Source organism: Pseudomonas sp. LB3P81 (assembly GCF_054897965.1).
Genome location: NZ_JBUBVG010000001.1, coordinates 4,054,699 through 4,073,294, shown reverse-complemented (window position 1 = coordinate 4,073,294; position 18,596 = coordinate 4,054,699). Strand labels below are relative to the sequence as shown.

The 18,596-nt window shown below is 61.1% G+C and carries 16 protein-coding genes and 1 pseudogene; 14 read left to right on the top strand and 3 right to left on the bottom strand.

Translation table 11 applies throughout. The features are described from left to right. Positions 1-168 precede the first annotated feature (168 nt). Together ACYZTL_RS18810 and ACYZTL_RS18805 are read right to left on the bottom strand one after the other, a co-directional pair. A complete protein-coding gene (locus ACYZTL_RS18810; protein WP_461953015.1) occupies positions 169-1,098 on the bottom strand; it encodes an NAD-dependent epimerase/dehydratase family protein in 930 nt (309 codons plus the stop codon). Further along, positions 1,091-1,975 (bottom strand): sugar nucleotide-binding protein, encoded by an 885-nt coding sequence (locus ACYZTL_RS18805; RefSeq protein WP_461953014.1) that lies wholly within the window; start codon positions 1,973-1,975, stop codon positions 1,091-1,093. Before ACYZTL_RS18805 ends, ACYZTL_RS18810 begins: the two co-directional genes overlap by 8 nt. Before the next feature lie 345 nt (positions 1,976-2,320). Here ACYZTL_RS18805 and ACYZTL_RS18800 point away from each other — a divergent pair, with 345 nt between their 5' ends. From ACYZTL_RS18800 to ACYZTL_RS18780, 5 genes and pseudogenes are all read left to right on the top strand, one after another. Then, positions 2,321-6,631, top strand: coding sequence for a DEAD/DEAH box helicase (locus ACYZTL_RS18800; protein WP_461953013.1), 4,311 nt, complete (start codon positions 2,321-2,323; stop codon positions 6,629-6,631). Between the two features lie 266 nt (positions 6,632-6,897). After that, positions 6,898-7,116, top strand: a pseudogene (locus tag ACYZTL_RS18795) (DUF72 domain-containing protein); the annotation flags it as partial. Positions 7,117-7,151: 35 nt separating this feature from the next. Next, positions 7,152-7,949, top strand: a complete 798-nt coding sequence (locus ACYZTL_RS18790) for an endonuclease/exonuclease/phosphatase family protein (RefSeq protein ID WP_461953012.1) — start codon at positions 7,152-7,154, stop codon at positions 7,947-7,949. Continuing rightward, positions 7,946-9,241, top strand: coding sequence for a cardiolipin synthase ClsB (clsB, locus tag ACYZTL_RS18785; RefSeq protein ID WP_461953011.1), 1,296 nt, complete (start codon positions 7,946-7,948; stop codon positions 9,239-9,241). The genes ACYZTL_RS18790 and clsB overlap by 4 nt, the downstream gene beginning before the upstream one ends. Beyond that, a complete protein-coding gene (locus ACYZTL_RS18780; RefSeq protein ID WP_461953010.1) occupies positions 9,228-10,229 on the top strand; it encodes a lysylphosphatidylglycerol synthase domain-containing protein in 1,002 nt (333 codons plus the stop codon). The genes clsB and ACYZTL_RS18780 overlap by 14 nt, the downstream gene beginning before the upstream one ends. A 140-nt stretch (positions 10,230-10,369) precedes the next feature. On the opposite strand, the gene ACYZTL_RS18775 is transcribed toward ACYZTL_RS18780, so the two are convergent. Then, complete coding sequence (locus tag ACYZTL_RS18775) at positions 10,370-11,365, bottom strand: GlxA family transcriptional regulator (protein ID WP_461953009.1); 996 nt, start codon at positions 11,363-11,365, stop codon at positions 10,370-10,372. A 101-nt stretch (positions 11,366-11,466) separates the two neighbouring features. Between ACYZTL_RS18775 and ACYZTL_RS18770 the strand changes: the two genes are divergently transcribed. The 9 genes from ACYZTL_RS18770 to ACYZTL_RS18730 all read left to right on the top strand — a co-directional run bounded on the left by ACYZTL_RS18770 (position 11,467) and on the right by ACYZTL_RS18730 (position 18,511). Continuing rightward, complete coding sequence (locus ACYZTL_RS18770; protein WP_461953008.1) at positions 11,467-12,015, top strand: cysteine hydrolase family protein; 549 nt, start codon at positions 11,467-11,469, stop codon at positions 12,013-12,015. 360 nt (positions 12,016-12,375) lie between these two features. Further along, a complete protein-coding gene (locus ACYZTL_RS18765) occupies positions 12,376-12,957 on the top strand; it encodes a YjfI family protein (protein ID WP_461954331.1) in 582 nt (193 codons plus the stop codon). A 24-nt stretch (positions 12,958-12,981) separates the two neighbouring features. Then, a complete protein-coding gene (locus ACYZTL_RS18760) occupies positions 12,982-13,680 on the top strand; it encodes a PspA/IM30 family protein (RefSeq protein ID WP_461953007.1) in 699 nt (232 codons plus the stop codon). A 154-nt stretch (positions 13,681-13,834) separates the two neighbouring features. Then, positions 13,835-14,398: a rhomboid family intramembrane serine protease gene (locus ACYZTL_RS18755; RefSeq protein ID WP_461953006.1), complete on the top strand. Its 564-nt coding sequence runs from the start codon at positions 13,835-13,837 to the stop codon at positions 14,396-14,398. A 71-nt stretch (positions 14,399-14,469) separates the two neighbouring features. Further along, a complete protein-coding gene (locus ACYZTL_RS18750; RefSeq protein WP_461953005.1) occupies positions 14,470-15,504 on the top strand; it encodes an ion channel in 1,035 nt (344 codons plus the stop codon). After that, the gene (locus tag ACYZTL_RS18745; protein WP_461953004.1) at positions 15,491-16,165 is read left to right on the top strand and encodes a DUF2491 family protein; all 675 of its coding nucleotides are present in this window, start codon (positions 15,491-15,493) and stop codon (positions 16,163-16,165) included. Before ACYZTL_RS18750 ends, ACYZTL_RS18745 begins: the two co-directional genes overlap by 14 nt. Positions 16,166-16,180: 15 nt before the next feature. Further along, entirely contained in the window at positions 16,181-16,609 is a 429-nt protein-coding gene (locus ACYZTL_RS18740) for a DUF350 domain-containing protein (protein ID WP_461953003.1), read from the top strand. Between the two features lie 18 nt (positions 16,610-16,627). Further along, complete coding sequence (locus ACYZTL_RS18735) at positions 16,628-17,341, top strand: DUF1190 domain-containing protein (RefSeq protein ID WP_461953002.1); 714 nt, start codon at positions 16,628-16,630, stop codon at positions 17,339-17,341. A gap of 12 nt (positions 17,342-17,353) precedes the next feature. Continuing rightward, positions 17,354-18,511: a glutathionylspermidine synthase family protein gene (locus ACYZTL_RS18730; RefSeq protein ID WP_461953001.1), complete on the top strand. Its 1,158-nt coding sequence runs from the start codon at positions 17,354-17,356 to the stop codon at positions 18,509-18,511. Positions 18,512-18,596: the final 85 nt, after the last annotated feature.

The window sequence follows — 18,596 nt, the reverse complement described above, 5'->3', positions numbered from 1 at the left end:
CGAAGCAGCCCATATCCGGCAACAGCGGTGATTCAGAAAAACCGTATTGACCGGAGTAGCGGCTGCTTTGCAGCCGTACGAGAGCAAGCTCCCTCGCCACAGGATTTGTAAACGATGCCCATGAAAAAGGCGCCCCTCAAGGGCGCCTTTTTCATGACTGCGAAAAACTCAGCGCCCCAACAACCGCGCCAGGCCGACACTCATCGGTGTCTGCTTCGGAGGCGTAAAACGCTCCAGCAACCGCTGGTTGTTCGCCCGCGAATGGCGGATATCACCGGAGCGTGCCAGGCCGTAGTTCACGGGTGGCAGCTCACCGACCACCACTTTCAGCGCTTCAAGCATTTGCTTGAGGCTGGTGGCCTGGTTCCAGCCGACATTGACCGCGCCGACATCAACCTGCGGTTTTTCGATGGCTTGCACCAGCACCTCGACCAAGTCCTCGACGTACACAAAATCCCGCGTCTGCTCGCCGTCGCCGAACACCGTGATCGGCAAGCCCTTCTGCGCCCGCTCGCTGAAAATGCTGATCACCCCGGAGTACGGCGAGGACGGATCCTGGCGTGGGCCAAAGATGTTGAAGAAGCGGAAAATCACCGGTTCCAACCCATGCTGGCGACGGTAGAAATCGAAGTAATGTTCGCTGGCCAGCTTGTCCGTCGCATACGGTGTCAACGGTGCCTTGGGCGTGTCTTCGCTGATCGACTCGCCTTCGCCATTGTTGCCATAGACCGCCGCGCTGGAGGCAAACAGCACACGCTTGACGCCGGTCTCGCGCATGGCTTCGCAGACATTCAGCGAGCCAATGAAATTGCTCTGGTGCGTCTTCACCGGATCGTCCACCGAGGCCTGCACCGAAGCCACCGCCGCCAGATGCGCGACCGCACTGCAACCGGCCATCGCCTTGGCGACCAGCGCCGCATCGGCGACGTCGCCGACAATCAGCTCGACCCGAGGGTTTTCCAGCGGAAGGTTGCTGCGCTTGCCGGTGGAGAGGTCATCGAGAATCCGCACCGAGTGGCCCTTGGCAAGCAAGGTGTCGGTCAGGTGCGAGCCGATAAAACCGGCGCCGCCGGTGATTAAAACAGGGCCGTCAAACATGGCGATAGAACCTGTCCAGCAAGGCCGGGAGTGCCGCACGCCAGGCGCGGGGCTTGATCCCGAAGGTGTGGAGGATTTTCTTGCAGGCCAGCACCGCGTGTTGCGGTTCTTCGGCAGCGTCCGGTCGCGCGGCGTGAGCCTGGGCGGTCGGCGCTTCGATGGCTAGCGGATGCAGCGCGCGGGCTTCGGTGAGAATCGCCTGCCCCAGCGCCAGCGGCGTAGTCGCCTCGTGCCCAGCGTAATGGTAGGTGCCCCACAGCGGCGCCGCGCAATCGAGTTGCTTGAGCACGGAAATGATCACCCGAGCCGCGTCGTCCACCGGTGTCGGATTGCCCCGACGGTCGTCGGCCATCAACAGTTCTTCCGGTTTTTCGGCACGGGACAGGAAACGCCCGAGGGTGCCGTCGGGGCTGTCATCGAGCAGCCAGCCGAACCGCAGCAACACGTGTTGCGGGCAGGTCGCGCGAACGCTTTGCTCGATCCGCCACAAGGCCTGACCACGCAGACCCAAAGGCACCGGCTCGTCTTTTTCGCTGTAGGCCGTCGCCCGGGAGCCGTCGAACACGCGATAGCTCGAGGGTTGCAGTAGAACGATGTTGTGATGCTGGCACAGTTCGGCCAGACGCTCGACTGCGCGCTCCTGCCCGGCCAGACGTTGATCGCTGACCGTCTCCGCCTGGAACCAGTCGAAGTAGTAGGCGAGGTTGATCAACGCGTCCGGGCGGGTGTCGTCGAGCAGTTGCGTCAGGCTCGCGGCATCCCAGCCGTCTTGCGGTGGGCGGGGGGCGAGGAAACCGATGTCTTCCTCCGCACCGAGGCGAATCAGCGCCTGCCCAAGGGCATTTCCGCCGCCCAGTAACATAAGGCGCATTCGCATAGAGTCAGCAGGCCCAGTCTGATTGGAACAATGGCTTAATCGACACCGCCCGCGGGCAATGCCGTCGATAGATGCCGGAATCGTTGCATTTTGCGGGTTTAGTGCGCAACCGTCATCCGTAAAGTGTAGATCCCTTGGTTCACTGCGGCCCCTGTGGCGAGGGAGCTTGCTCCCGCTGGGCTGCGCAGCAGCCCCAAAACCTGCCTCCCTGTTCATCCTGACACTCCGAGCCGCCCGATTTACGACTGCTTCACAGCCGAGCGGGAGCAAGCTCCCTCGCCACAAGGACGGTGATAAACCGAGCGGTACTTGCATCTTCCCCACCCCGCCCGCATAAATTGGCTCATGAACCTGCCCATCCCCGCAGACAGCGCCCTGAACGGCTTCCACCCCGCCGTCAGCGCCTGGTTCAGCAGCACCTTCCCGACGGCCACCGCCGCCCAGGCCCGTGCGTGGCCGCTGATCCGTCAGCACCGTTCGACCCTGATCGCCGCGCCCACCGGTTCCGGCAAAACCCTCACCGCGTTTCTCGCCGTCATCGACGATCTGGTTCACCGTGGGCTGGAAACCGCAGGCGGTCTGCCTGACGAAACGCTGGTGGTCTACGTCTCGCCGCTCAAGGCCTTGTCCAACGACATCCAGATCAACCTGCAAAACCCGCTGGCCGGCATCACTGAACAGTTACGTACGATGGGTTTGCCCGAGCTGCAGATCAATACCGCCGTGCGCACCGGCGACACGCCGCAAAAAGACCGCTCGGCGATGCGCAAAACCGCGCCGCACATTCTGGTCACCACCCCGGAATCCCTTTACGTGCTGCTCGGCTCCGACTCCGGCCGGCAGATGCTCGGCACCACGCGCACGGTCATCGTCGACGAAATCCACGCCATCGCCGCCAGCAAACGCGGCAGTCATCTGGCCCTGAGCCTGGAGCGTTTGCAGGCGTTGTGTGCAGCACCGTTGATGCGCATCGGCCTGTCCGCCACGCAAAAACCGATCGAAGCCGTCTCGCGTTTTTTGGTGGGCCGTGATCGTGACTGCGAGATCATCGACATCGGCCACGCCCGCCCACGGGACTTGGGCATCGAAGTACCACCGGTGCCGTTGTCGGCGGTGATGGCCAATGATGTCTGGGAATTGGTCTATGACCGCCTCGCCGTCCTCGCCCGCGAACACCGCACCACGCTTATTTTCGTCAACACCCGACGCTTGGCCGAACGCTTGAGTCGGCATTTGAGCGAGCGTCTCGGCAAGGAAGCAATCGCCGCCCACCACGGCAGCCTGGCCAAGGAGTTTCGCCTGGACGCCGAACAGAGGCTCAAGCGCGGCGACCTGCAAGTATTGATCGCCACGGCGTCGCTGGAGCTGGGGATCGACATCGGCGATGTCGATCTGGTCTGCCAGATCGCCTCGCCGCGTTCGATTGCCGGGTTTCTGCAACGGGTCGGCCGCTCCGGGCACCAGGTCGGCGGCACGCCGAAGGGCCGGTTATTCGCCACCACCCGCGACGATCTGATCGAATGCACCGCCCTGCTCGACTGCGTGCGTCGCGGCGAACTCGACACGCTGCAGATTCCTGAAGCGCCGCTGGACGTGCTGGCCCAACAGATCATTGCCGAGGTCAGTTGCCAGGAATGGCAGGAGCAAGCGCTGCTGGAGATATTCCGCAAAGCCTCGCCCTACGCCGAACTCGATGAAAAACATTACCAGGCGCTGCTACAGATGCTCGCCGAGGGCTACAACGGTCGCCAAGGCATCCGCAGCGCTTACCTGCACCGCGACGCCGTGACTCGCACATTACGCGGTCGTCGGGGCAGCAAGCTGACTGCCGTGACCAGCGGCGGCACCATTCCGGACAACGCCGACTACAGCGTGCTGCTGGAACCGCAAGGGCTGAACATCGGCAGCGTCAACGAAGACTTTGCCGTGGAAAGCATCGCCGGCGATATCTTTCAGTTGGGCAATACCTCGTACCGAATCCTGCGGGTCGAGACCGGCAAGGTCCGGGTCGAGGATGCTCAGAGCCAACCGCCGACCATTCCGTTCTGGCTCGGCGAAGCGCCGGGGCGCAGCGCTGAACTGTCGTTCGCCGTGGCGCGCCTGCAAGCGCAACTCGATGAGCTGCTCGGCGCCACGCCCGGCAATTTGCAACCCGCCCTCGACTGGCTGACCGACACCCTCAGCCTGAACCTCGCCAGCGCCGAACAACTGGTGGATTACCTCGCCCGCGCGCGCCTGACATTGGGCGCCCTGCCGTCGCAGGACACGCTGCTGATGGAGCGTTTTTTCGACGAGTCCGGCGGCACGCAACTGATTATTCACACCCCATTCGGCAGCCGTATCAACCGTGCGTGGGGCCTGGCCTTGCGCAAGCGATTCTGTCGCACCTTCAATTTCGAATTGCAGGCCGCCGCCAGCGAAGACGCGATCGTCCTGTCGCTGTCCACCAGCCACAGTTTTGAGCTCGATGATGTCTGGCGCTACCTGCACAGCAACAGCGCCGAGCACCTGCTGATTCAAGCGGTGCTCGATGCACCGCTGTTCGGCGTGCGCTGGCGCTGGAATGCCGGGGTCGCGCTGGCGTTGCCACGTTACAGCGGCGGACGCAAAGTCCCGCCGCAGATTCAGCGGATGAAAAGCGAAGACCTGATCGCCAGCGTGTTTCCCGACCAGATCGCCTGCGTGGAAAACCTCGCCGGCGAACGGGAGATCCCCGATCATCCGCTGGTGGAACAGACCCTCGACGATTGCCTGCACGAGGCCATTGACTGCGAAGGCTGGCTGGCCTTGTTGCGGCGCATGGAAAGCGGCGACGTTCGCCTGATCAGCCGCGACCTGCCGGCACCCTCGCCACTGGCCGCAGAAATTCTCAGCGCCCGGCCTTACACCTTTCTTGACGACGCGCCGCTGGAAGAGCGCCGAACCCAAGCCGTGCTCAACCGCCGCTGGACCGATCCGCAGTCCACCGACGACCTCGGGGCGCTGGATGCCGAGGCGATTCAAGCGGTGCGCGATGAGGCCTGGCCGACGCCAACCGGCATTGATGAAATGCATGAGGCGCTGATGAGTCTGGCGTGCATCAGCGATGCCGAGGCGCAGGCCAATTCGCAGTGGCCCGATTGGCTTAAAGCACTTGCCGAGAGTGGTCGCGCCAGTCGTTTGCAGGTCGATGCCGAGCGATCACTGTGGCTGGCGCTTGAACGGCTGACTTGCCTGCGGGCGATTTATCCACAGGCGAAATTTTTGCCACCGCTGGAGGCTCTGGCGGGGTTCGATGAAGTCTGGGAGGCAGACGAGGCGGTGCTGGAAGTCATCCGCGCGCGGCTCAGCGCTTTTGGTCCGTTGCCGCTAAGCGCGATTGCCGAACCTCTGGGTTTATCTGCGATACAAGTCACCCAGGCGCTGGCACAACTGGAACGCGAAGGTTACGTGCTACGTGGTCAATTCACTCCCGGCGCGGATCAGGAAGAATGGTGCGAACGGCATCTGCTGGCGCGGATTCATCGCTACACGGTCAAGCGTTTGCGGCGGGAAATCGAGCCGGTGGCGTTGCAGGATTTCATGCGTTTTCTGTTCGACTGGCAGCATCTGTCTGCGGCGACTCAGGGCCAGGGCAGCGCCGTGTTGCCAGCGATTGTCGGTCAATTCGAAGGCTACCCCGCCGCTGCTTCCGCCTGGGACAGCGACATTCTGCCGGCGCGGATCAAAGGTTATTCGGCCAGTTGGCTGGATGACCTGTGCCGCAGCGGCAAACTGGTCTGGACGCGCCTGACTGCGCACAATAAAAGCGCCAGCACCGCGTTGCGCAGCACGCCCATTGTGTTGTTGCCGCGCAGTCAGGTCGGGTTGTGGAGCCGTCTGACCGAGCAGACACCGGTCAGCGAACTGTCGCCGAAGACGCAAAAGGTTTACGAAGCCCTCAGCCAGCACGGCGCACTGTTTTTTGATGAGCTGATTCACGAGGCTCATCTGCTGCGCTCGGAGCTGGAAATCGCCTTGCAGGAACTGGTCGGCGCCGGGCTGGTAAACGCCGACAGCTTCGCCGGTTTGCGCGCGCTGATTACGCCGGCGAGTAAACGCCAGGCCCGCAGCAGCCGACGCGGACGTGGGGCGTTTATCGGCGGCATGGACGATGCCGGGCGCTGGGCCTTGCTAAGACGCGGGCCACCAGCCCCGGTGGTGGATAACAAACATCCAACGCCGAGCGATACGTTGGAGCACATCGCCATGACCCTGCTCCGTCGTTACGGCGTGGTGTTCTGGCGCCTGCTGGAGCGCGAAGCGGACTGGTTGCCGAGCTGGCGCGAGTTGCTGCGCACGTTCCATCGGCTGGAAGCGCGAGGCGAGATTCGCGGCGGACGATTTGTCAGTGGCTTGGCCGGTGAGCAGTTTGCCTTGCCTGAGGCGATTCCGTTGCTGCGGGAAGTGCGTCGACGGGCGCACGACGGGAGTCTGGTTGCGGTCTGCGGGGTTGATCCGTTGAACCTGGCGGGCACGTTGTTGCCTGGCGCGAAAGTACCGGCGTTGGCGAGTAATCGGCTGGTGTATCGCGATGGCCTTCCAGCCGCTGCCGAGATTGCGGGCAAGCAGGTTTTCTGGCTGGAGTTGGATCAGCAATCCACTGCAGAGTTAAAGAACAAACTGACCCGGCATTGATGTTGCCCGGACGGGCCTCTTCGCGGGCAAGCCCGCTCCCACATTGGCTCTCAGTCGTTCACAAATGCTGTGTTCGCTGAAGATCTACTGTGGGAGCGGCGGTGCGACGATTCGCGAGCAAGTCGAATCGTCGCACCGCCGCTCCCACATTTGATTTGTGTCGGACTGTTGAACATCAACCGTCCGTAGCCCCGTCGAAACTTTCTCCCTTGCCCCGCAGTCATCAAAAGACAGGGGCAACCGAGAACCATCCGACGGGAGGCGACATGGCGGCGATTCACATTGGTATTTCAGGCTGGCGCTACACACCCTGGCGGGGCGATTTCTACCCGAAGGGGCTGACCCAGAAGCGCGAATTGCAGTTCGCGTCACGGGCGGTCAACAGCATCGAAATCAATGGTTCGTTTTACGCCCTGCAACGACCCGAACGTTACGCCGAGTGGTACGACGAAACCCCGACAGACTTCGTCTTCAGCATCAAAGCCGCCCCCGGCGAGCCTGCTTTCGAAGGGGTGCTGCCATGAATGGTCACGAGCCGTTCAGCGCCGCCGATGACCAACCGCAAACCTTGGCCACCGTGCGCCGCTTCACCGTGCTGACGGTCAACACGCACAAGGGTTTTACCGCGCTCAACCGGCGTTTCATCCTGCCGGAACTGCGCGAAGCGGTGCGCAGCGTGTCCGCCGACGTGGTGTTTTTGCAGGAAGTCCACGGCACCCACGAGCATCATCCCCAGCGCTACAGCAACTGGCCGACGATGCCGCAGTACGAATTCCTCGCCGATACGCTGTGGCCGCAATTCGCCTACGGACGCAACGCGGTCTACCCGGCGGGCGATCACGGCAATGCGCTGCTGTCGAAATTCCAGATCATTCGCCACGACAACCTCGACGTGTCCATCAGCGGACACGAGAACCGCGGCATCCTGCATTGCGTATTGCGCCTGCCCGGCGACGGCCCGGAGGTGCACGCGATTTGCGTCCATCTGGGGCTGCGCGAAACCCATCGCAATGAACAGCTGAAGCTGCTGGCCCAGCGTCTCGAAGAATTGCCGAGCGACGCTCCGGTGATTGTCGCCGGCGACTTCAACGACTGGCGCCAGCGCGCCGATGCGCTGCTCAAGCCCTGTGGCCTGCGCGAGGTGTTCGCCGAACACCACGGCAAACCGGCGCGCAGTTTCCCGGCGCGCTTGCCGGCCTTGCGCCTGGACCGTATCTACGTGCGCAACCTCAAGACCAGCCACCCGCAAGTCCTGGCGGCGCGGCCCTGGTCACACCTTTCCGACCACGCACCGCTATCGGTGGAGATCGAGCTATGAGCAGCGCTCCGATGGAAAAAACCACCGTGGAACACCTGGCCACCCACCCGCCGATCCGCGAGCCCGGCGTGGTCGACGTCCACTACGGCTGGCAGGGCAACAACCGGGTGGAACTCCTGGAAAACGGCGAAGCCTATTTTCCGCGGGTGTTCGCGGCCATGCGCCAGGCCACGGCGGAAATCCTCCTGGAAACCTTCATCGTGTTCGAGGACAAGGTCGGCAACGAACTGCAGCAAGTGCTGATCGACGCGGCGCAACGCGGCGTGCGGGTCACCGCAAGCCTCGACGGCTTTGGCTGCGGCGAGCTGACTACCGACTATCTCGCTGCGTTGAGCGAGGCCGGCGTGCGCATTCAGATATTTGATCCGGCGCCGAAGCATCTCGGCGTTCGCACCAACTGGTTCCGGCGCCTGCACCGCAAGATCGTGGTGGTCGACGGCACGATCGCGTTCATCGGCGGGATCAACTTTTCCGCCGACCATCTGGCCGACTTCGGCCCCGAGGCCAAACAGGATTACTCGGTTGAAGTACAAGGCCCGGCGGTGGCCGACATTCATCACTTCGCGCTGCTGCAAAGTGGCCGCCCGGCGCGGGCCAAATACTGGTGGCAACGGCGCCGGCAGCGGCGTTCGGAACTGGCCTTCAGCGACCACGATGGCCAGGTTCGTCTGGTGTACCGCGACAACAGTGATCACCAGACCGACATCGAAGAGGTTTATCGACAAGTGCTGCGCAGTGCCCAGCGCCGCGTGGTCATCGCCAACGCCTACTTCTTCCCGGGCTATCGCCTGCTGCGCGAGATTCGCAACGCCGCCCGACGGGGCGTTGATGTACGGCTGATTCTGCAAGGTCAGCCGGACATGATGGTAGCCAAACTGGCGGCGCGCATGACCTATGACTACCTGCTCAAAGCCGGCGTGCAGATTCACGAATATTGCGAGCGCCCGTTGCACGGCAAAGTCGCGCTGGTGGACGAAGACTGGAGCACCGTCGGTTCAAGCAACCTAGACCCGCTGAGCCTGTCGATGAACCTGGAAGCCAATGTGCTGATCCGCGATCGCGCCTTCAACCGCGATTTGTTCGAACGCCTTGAGGTGCTGAGCAACAACCACTGCAAAGCCATGTCTGCGGACAAATCCCCGCGCGGACGGGTCTGGCACATGACCGTCGGCTTTCTGGTGTTTCACTTCCTGCGGCACTTCCCGGCGTGGGCCGGCTGGCTGCCGGCACACAAGCCGCGCCTGAAGCCCTTCACCCACCTCGCCGGGGGCGACCATCATGAACCGCGCTGAAACACACTCGGCGCCTCACGCCGACAGCCCGACACCCGCCTCGATAAAAAAAGCACGCTGGAGTCGCTGGAGAAAACCGCTGACGATGCTGTTTTTCCTGGCACTGATCGTGCTGTTCACGATGCTGGCCCAGCGCATCGAATGGAACGAGGTGTTCGACACCCTCGCCGATTTCAAGGTGCGCACGCTGATCATTGCGTCCGGGGTGACGCTGGTGAGTTTTCTGGTGTACGCCTGCTTCGACCTGATCGGCCGCACCTACATTCGTCAGGACCTGACCTGGAAGCAGATCCTGCCGGTGGGCATCATCAGCTATGCGTTCAACCTCAATCTCAGCGCCTGGGTCGGCGGCATCGCCATGCGTTATCGCCTGTATTCGCGGCTCGGCGTGAGCAAAAGCAACATCGCGAAAATCCTCGGCCTGAGCCTGGCGACGAACTGGTTCGGCTACATGGTGATTGCCGGCGCGGTGTTCAGCAGCGGGCTAGTGCGCATGCCCCCCGGCTGGAAACTCAGCAGTGGTGCATTGCAGGGTGTCGGGATTTTGTTGCTGCTGGTGAGCGCGGGTTATCTGGCGGCGTGCCGGTTTTCCACGCGGCGCGAGTGGGCAATTCGTGGCGTGGAAATCAACCTGCCTTCCTTGCGCATGGCGGTGCTGCAATTGGCACTCGGTGCGCTGAACTGGTCGTTGATGGCGGCGGTGATTTTCACCTTGCTGCCGAGCAAACTGGACTATCCGCTGGTGCTCGGGGTGTTGCTCATCAGTGCCATCGCCGGGGTCATCACGCACATTCCGGCGGGGCTCGGGGTGCTGGAGGCGGTGTTTGTGGCGCTGCTGCAGCATGAGGTGTCGCGGGGAAGTCTGGTGGCGGGGTTGCTGGCGTATCGGGCGATTTATTTCATCCTGCCGTTGCTGATTACGTTGGTGATGTATTTGATCGTCGAGGCCAAGGCCAAGTCGCTGCGGATTGCGAAAAAGCCCAAGTGATTGGGTGATTGGGAGGACGCCTTCGCGGGCTTGCTCGCGAAGGCGGTGTGTCATTTAGCAATAATGCCCACTGATACACCGCCTTCGCGAGCAAGTCGGATCGCCGCACCGCCGCTCCCACACTAGATTTGGGGTGGTGCTTATTGACGGGCCACGGCGGCGGGCGGCGAAACCCCAAACCGCGACCGATAATCACTGGGCGCCAGCCCGGTTATCTTCTTGAACGTCGCGCGAAAGGCGCTCGGGTCCTGATAGCCCACGGTCCAGGCAATGTGATCGATGGTGCCATTGGTGAACTCAAGCATTTCCCGGGCCTTGCCGACCCGCAGGTGCTGGCAGTATTCGGTGGGTTTCAACCCGGTCGCTGCGCGGAATCGGCGCAGGAACGTGCGCTCTTCCAGCCCTGCCCGTTCGGCCATAACCGTCAGCGACACATCAGTCGCCCCGGTGCTTTGCAGCCAATGCTGAACCTTGAGAATCGAGGCGTCACCATGGCTGAGAATCGGTGAAAAGTTACTGCCGCATTCGCTCGCGCTGTCGCTGTGTTCCACCACCAGAAAACGCGCCGTGCCGGTGGCGATGCTCGGCCCCAGCAACCGGTCCACCAGACGCAAACCCAGCTCGGACCAGGCCATCAACCCGGCGGTGGTAATCAGGTCGCCGTCGTCGACGATCGGCGTATCGGCCTTGAGTTTGATCGCCGGGTAACGCTCGGCGAAGGCCTTGGCCGAGGTCCAGTGGGTGGTGGCGCTACGGCCGTCGAGCAGGCCGCTTTCGGCCAATAGAATCGAGCCCACGCAAACGCCGCCGAGGGTCGCGCCTTGTGCATGTTGCTGACGAATCCAGTTCAGCAAGCCTTGCGGCGCCTGGCCTTCGGAAAAACCGTCAATCGACGGCGGGATCAACACCGCCACCAATGCACCGTCCGTCGCGGGATGGCTGTCGTAGACACGCTTGGGCAGATCGCCGTCCACCTGCCAATGGCTGACCCGCAGCAGCGGCAACTGCGCCGCCTGATAGTCGGCGGCAATCCGGTTCGCCACCCCGAACAAGTCCGTCAGCCCGTGCACCGCCGCCATCTGCGCACCCGGATAAATCAGCACGCCCAGCTCGGCGATTGCCCTTTGTGCGTCCATTGTCAGTTTTCCCCCTTCTATTGTCGGTGCGGCCAATCCTCGGACAGTCCGCCAGGCCCAATACTTCATTCCACACCAACACACACATCGAGGAAACAGTCATGGCCAAGCAAGCACTCATCGTAGTCGATATCCAAAACGACTACTTCCCCCAAGGCAAGTGGCCGCTGGTCGGCGCCGACGCGGCTGCGGACAACGCCGTGCGTCTGCTCAAAGCCTTTCGCGATGCCGGTGATTCGGTGGTTCACATCCGCCACGAATTCACCTCCAACGACGCGCCGTTCTTCACCCCCGGCTCCGAAGGCGCGAAGCTGCACCCCAAAGTCCTCAACCGCGCCGACGAACCGGTGGTGCTCAAGCACTTCGTCAACTCGTTCCGCGAAACCGACCTGAAGTCGATCCTCGACGAACAAGGCATCAAGGAACTGGTGGTGGTCGGCAGCATGAGCCACATGTGCGTCGACGGCATTACCCGCGCGGCCGCCGATTTTGGCTACAGCGTCACGGTGATCCACGACGCCTGTGCCTCCCGTGACCTGGAGTTCAACGGCCTCACCGTTCCGGCCGCCCACGTTCACGCAGCCTTCATGTCGGCTCTGGGTTTTGCCTATGCCCGCGTGGTGTCCACCGACGAGTTCCTGGCGGGTTAAGACGAAAACCTGTGAGAGCGGCGGTGCGACGATTCGACTTGCTCGCGAAAGCGCCGGGTCAGTTGACATCAACGTTGACTGACCCGCCGCCTTCGCGAGCAAGCCCGTTCCCACAGTGGTGCGTGGCGTACACATCAGTTGTGAACCCACAGGTTCAATAGCCCGAAAAATCTCACGCGTGAGCTATTGAGGGATCCAGAATTTGCCTGTAGTGTTTCTCACGCGTGAGTTTTTCACAACGAGGTCAGCATCATGAACAGCAGCTCTCCACCAGATCCGGCTTACGGGTCTGTGACCGATTCCGCGAGCCGCAAGGGAGAGCGCTCGAAGCCGTCCGCGAAAAAACCGTCGAGCTTCTACATGAAGCAGATGCGCGCGGGCCTGGGTGCCGCCGGTTATGTAAAACACGAGACTTGGGTGCTTCCCGAAAACCGAAGCCTGCTCAAGCAGATGGAGAAACAGCTACGCCAACCGATTCGGGCTGGCTCATTCATGTCGGAGAATTACATGAGCGCAGGTAACAACTGGAACATCGATCGCCTCTACAGCGCCCTTCAAGCCCTGGACGAAGTGGTCTCGAACGACATCACCCTCTCCCTGGTTCAAGGCTCCGAGTCCAGCATCAAGCTGGAAATGAACGACTTCGGTGGCTTGCCGATTTACATCGCAGTGGTGGGCGATCAGATCATCGTCGATACCGTACTGGTCGACGAGGAGTCGATCACAGACGTGCCGGCCTTCAATGATGCCGTGTTGCGCAGCCGGGAAATGTTTCCGCTGTCGTCCATCGGTATCGAATCCATGCCCAACGGGCAGGTCGTTTACAACATGTTCGGCGCGTTGAGCTCCGACTCGAGCCTGACCAACGTCGTGACCGAGGTCAAAACCCTCGTCGACAACGTCCAGCGCGCCAGCGAAGCCTTCGAACGTTTCTTCAATTAATTATTCGGGAATAGGGAATATCCAATGACTCAGTCCATCTGGAGCAAATTGTTCACCGCGCTGCGTGGCGGTGCCAATGAAGTCGGCGAATCGATCGCCGACCAGCAGGCCCTGCGCATCCTCGACCAGGAAATTCGCGATGCTGACAGCGCACTGGCCAACGCCAAGCGTGAGCTCGTCACCATCATGGCCAAGCACAAACTGTCGGCCGATCGCGTCAGCGAGTACAACGCCAAGATCAAGGACCTGGAATCCAAGGCTCTGGCCGCGATCCAGGCCAACCGCGAAGACCTGGCACTGGAAGTGGCCGAAGCCATTTCGACCCTGACCAACGAACTGGATGTCGAGCAAAAGCAGGCCACCGAATTCGGCGGTTATGCGGACAACATGCGCAAAGACATCACCAAGGCTGAAAGCCGCATCAAAAGCCTGCGCCAGCAAGTGGACATGGCCAAGGCGCGCGAAAGCGTGCAGAAAGCCCAGGTCAGCGCGTCCATCGCCAGTGGCGGTGCCAACGGCAAGCTCGAAACGGCAGTCGGCACGCTGAACCGCTTGCAAGCCAAGCAGCAGCAACGCGCCGCTGAACTGGAAGCGCAGGACCAACTGGCCGATGCGTCGACCGGCACCGACCTGGAGCGCAAGCTTCGCGAAGCCGGCATCACGCCGGATACCGGCAGCGCCAACGCGATTCTGGAACGCCTGAAGCAAAAATCGGCTGAGTAACAGGGGCCGGATGCATAACCTGTAGGAGCGAGCTTGCTCGCGATGGACGTTAACGATAACGCGTGTTTTCTGAATAGACGCGCCGCTCTTGAGTCCATCGCGAGCAAGCTCGCTCCTACAAGGGGCTGTTTTTTTTGTTGATTCGAGGTCAAGGATGGATGCCCTGAAGGGTTTCAAGACAATCGCGGGCCTGGCCACTTTCATGGTTGCGCTGCAACTGCTCAATGTCGCGACCGGCTACAGCCTTGTGGCATTCGGCCTGGTGCCGAGAACAGTCCACGGACTGATCGGCATCATCACCTCGCCCTTTTTACATGCATCCTTTGCGCACCTCAGCGCCAATCTGATTCCCTTTCTGATTCTGGGCACCCTGGTCATTGTCGACGGGCTCAACCGGTTCCTGACCGTCAGCGCAATCATCATTCTGCTGGGCGGCGTGCTGGTCTGGCTATTCGGTTTTGCAGGCGTGCACATTGGCGCCAGCGGCTGGGTATTCGGATTGTGGGCGTATCTCCTGTCCCGCGCCTGGTTTCACCGGAGCTGGGGCAACCTGATCACGGCCAGCGTCGTGGCGCTGCTCTATGGCGGCCTGATCTTTGGCTTTCTTCCCCGTCAGGGTGTTTCCTTCGAAGGACATCTCTTTGGGGCGCTCGCCGGGTTTATTGCAGCCAAGGTACTTTTCTCTGCGCCGCGCAGCAGGTTTAATGCCGCCGGTTAACCGCACTTGAGCATTCAGACGCCGAGGCGATGACGTCGCCAGGAATGAGTACCCACGGAGTCAGGGACGAAATGTCGATTTTCCTTTTACTGCGCATGTATGCCTCGTCACTCTTCCACCGATTCGGTTGGGCAGGACTGGTCATTGCCTTGGGCGTACACCTGACTACGGCGTATCTTGGCCTGGTGTTGCTGGGCGAACAGCACCTCACCTCCCCCGCCACGTTTACCTACTTCTATCTCACCACCACGCTCACCGTCGGCTATGGCGATCTCGCACCACAGACATCGGCGGGACGCATTTTCGTGGCCACCTGGGTCATGCTGGGGGGCATTGCGCTGCTGACGGCAGCCATCGGCAAAACCACCAGCAGCGTTATCGATGTATGGAGAAAAGGCATGAAGGGCAAAGGTGATTACACCGGCAAGATCGGGCATACGGTGCTCATCGGCTGGGAAGGTGCAGCCAGCGAACGGGTCGTTGAATTGTTGCTTCAGGATGAAACCTCCAACGACAACCTGATCGTCATTTGCGATTGCACCCTTGAAGAAAACCCCATGCCGGGCCAGGCCGCCTTCATCAAGGGTGAAAGCCTGTCCTCGGTGGCGCTGTTGCTGCGCGCTGGCGTTCCGGGTGCCGAGCGCGTCCTGGTGCGAACCCATTCAGACGACCTGACCCTGGCCACAGTGCTGGCGGTCAATCAACTGAAGCCCGTCGGGCATGTGGTCGCGCACTTCAATGACAGTGAAACTGCCGCACTCGCCAGCGCCTACGCACCCGACCTGGAATGCACATCAAGCATGGCCATCGAGATGCTGGTGCGCGCGTCTCAGGATCCGGGCTCTTCCGTGGTCATCAACGAATTGCTGTGCGTGGGCCAAGGCGCCACCCAATACCTGATGAAACTGCCCGAGACGTTCAACGCTACGTTCGGCGATCTGTACACGCAGATGAAAGAACACCACAACGCCACGCTCATCGGCTACCGCGCCAAGGGTGCCCGGCAACCGTCGATCAACCCGCCCAGCGCGACGCGCGTTGACGGCGGCGAACTCTTCTATATCGCCTCCACCCGCCTGAAGGAAATCTCCAATGGGATGGTTTAAACAGCTGATGGGGCTTGAGGCCCCGAACGCGAATACACAATTGAATTGGACCGCCAGCGAAACTCAGCCGGCCACCGGCCCGCTGGGCCTGGCGCTGGGCAAAGGCGTGATGTTCGACACTACGCTTAAATTGCTGCTCGACGAAAAAACCGCCGTGGCCATCCCGGGCTCCCAACAGATCTGGAGCAACGGCACCATTGACCTCGGACAGTCGACCTGGCTGTCGCGCTACTACATGAATGACGAAGACTACTGGCTGCAAGTGCACACCACCGGCGACATCGCCGGCCAGATCGAGTCCGTGATCCTGTTCAACTACCTCAGCTACGTCACTATCAGCAGCGAAGCAGAGCTACGTCGGCTGGCCGGCCCGCAAAGCCTGATCGGGCTGCCGACTTACACACACAACGGCGTCGAGTACATCCGCGAATGGGGTACCGAGGATGGCCAGACTGAACTGGTGGCGTTGAGCGAACAGCTGAAAAACACGGACGAGTCCTACAGCATTGAACACCGCTCAATGCTGTATGCCCGCGACACCGGCCTGACCGATCGCCGGGAGTTCCTGCTGTTTTCCGTCGAAGAAGATGCCGAAGGCACCATCAGCCTGAGCACGTCGCTGGGCATTTCGCTGTACACCACCGACCTGAATACTTTTTAAATAAGGAAGAAGTCCATGCTAGAAGCGCTTTCCATCTCCCTGAACAAAGCCGCCGTGCTCGGCTTTGTTGCGTACATCCTCGGCGCCGCCGTGCTGTTCGCGCTGTTCCAGTTCATTTACACCCGGATCACCCCGCACAAGGAATTCGAACTGATCCGTTCGGGCAACGTGGCGGCCGCCATCGCCCTCGGTGGTGCCCTGATCGGTTTCGCGATTCCGGCGAGCAATGTGATTGCCTACTCGATCAGCCTGCTCGACTTTGTCGTCTGGGCCGTTATCGCCGCGTTCGTGCAACTGCTGGCATTTCTGATGACCAGCCTAGTGCTCAAAGGCACCTCGGAACGCATCAAGAGAGGCGAAATGGCGGCCGGTGTCTATGTCGCGGCCGTGGCCATCAGCGTCGGCATGTTGAACGCTGCCTGCATGACCCCTTCCCCGAACTGATCGCGCACGGAGCTCCCGATGAAACGAAGCAAGTACGTTCAGCTGTCGCTGGCAGCATCGGTCGCGATGGCGATATCAGGCTGCGGGCCGACGGAAAAAACCTACCCGATACAGAAGAAATACAACTTCCAGTCCGTTCAGCAATGTGCCGATGAAAAACTCCCGGTGGACATCTGCTCTGACGCCTACATGAGCGCCATGACCGAGCATCGCCGCATTGCGCCGGTCTACGACAACCAGGCCGATTGCGACGCCGATTTCGTCGCTGACTGGTGCCAGCAGGATTCCGCCGGCAAGTTCATCCCGAAACTGGGTGGCTTCGAACTGAACGCCGATGGCGAGGTGACGCAATCCCAAGTGGACGCGGCCAAGGCTCAATTGCCTGCCTCTGAGGCAAACAGTGGCGGTTCTGGATTCTCCGGCACCAGCCTGCTGACCGGGCTGCTGATCGGCAACATGCTGAGCAACAACCGCAGCAGCTATTACTCGCAGCCGGTGTATCGCTACCGCGATGACCGTGGGGGTTACTCGTCTTCGACGCTCAGCCAGCGCATTGCCAAGGGCTCGACCTTTAACAAGTCCAATCAGGTCCGGTACGGCAGCAGCAATTACGCCGACTCCATTCGCTCCAGCAGCAAGCCGGTATCGGTTGCCTCGTCCACCTCCCGCGGCGGTTTCGGCAGCAAGGCCAGCGCGCGCAGTGGCTGGGGCGGCGGCGGGTCGAGCAGTTAAGGAAACAGAGCCATGAAGAAAATCCTCTGCGCAGAGCGTCACGACTGGAAACAGACCGCCGAGAGCCTCGGCTTTCTGTTCCACACCATCGACGACGAACCTTATTGGGACGAGAGCGCGTATTACCAATTCACGCTCAAGCAGATCGAGAACGATCTCGAAGACCCGACCACCGAGATTCATGAAATGTGCATGGACCTGGTGGCCCGCGTGGTGCAGAGCGAGGAATTGCTGGCGCGCCTGAGCATTCCTGCACCGTTCCATGACATGGTTCGTACTTCATGGCTCGAAGGCCATCCGCATCTTTATGGGCGCATGGACTTCTCCTACAACGGCAGCGGACCCGCCAAACTGCTGGAGCTCAACTACGACACGCCGACCAGCCTGTATGAAGCGGCGGCGTTTCAGTGGGGCTGGCTGGAGCAATGCATCGAACGTGGCTTGCTGCCCAGGCACGCCGACCAGTTCAATAGCATCGACACCAAACTGCATCAGGCCTTTGCTCAATTGCAGCTAAAGCAGCCGTTCTATTTCGCCTCGATGAAAGACTCGGTCGAAGACAAAGGCACCACCGACTACCTGCGGCTGGTTGCGGAAAAGGTCGGCATCGAATCCCGCCACATCGACATCGAAGACATCGGCCTCACCAGTGACGGACGCTTCGTCGATCTTGAAGATCGCTGGATTCCCCACCTGTTCAAGCTGCATGCCTGGGAGTTCATCTTCCACGAGCCCTTTGGTGCAGCGATTGCCCAGAGTGATACGCAGTTTTTCGAACCGGCCTGGAAATCCATCATCTCCAACAAAGGCATCCTGCCGCTGCTGTGGGAGTTCAACAAAGGTCACCCGAACCTGCTCGCCGCCCACCTGGATAACGACCCGAACAGAGCGGTGCCCAAGGGCTGGGTACGCAAGCCATTTTTCTCGCGGGAAGGCGCCAACATCGAGCTGCAAACAGCGGACGGTCTGATCGTGAAAGAGGACGGTCCCTACACCGACGCGCCGTTTATCCTTCAGGAGTTTGCGCCGTTGCCACGGTTTGGCGACAGCTACACATTGATCGGTTCCTGGGTGATTGGCGATCAGTCGGCGGGTATTGGTGTGCGCGAGGACAACAGCTTGATCACCAAGGATTCGAGCCGGTTCTTGCCGCACCTGATACTCGACTGAACAATTCATCGTTCATTAAAACGCCCGGTGCCGTGCATCGGGCGTCAGGGTGAAACAGCTGTAAACCTGATCAAGGACCCGACAA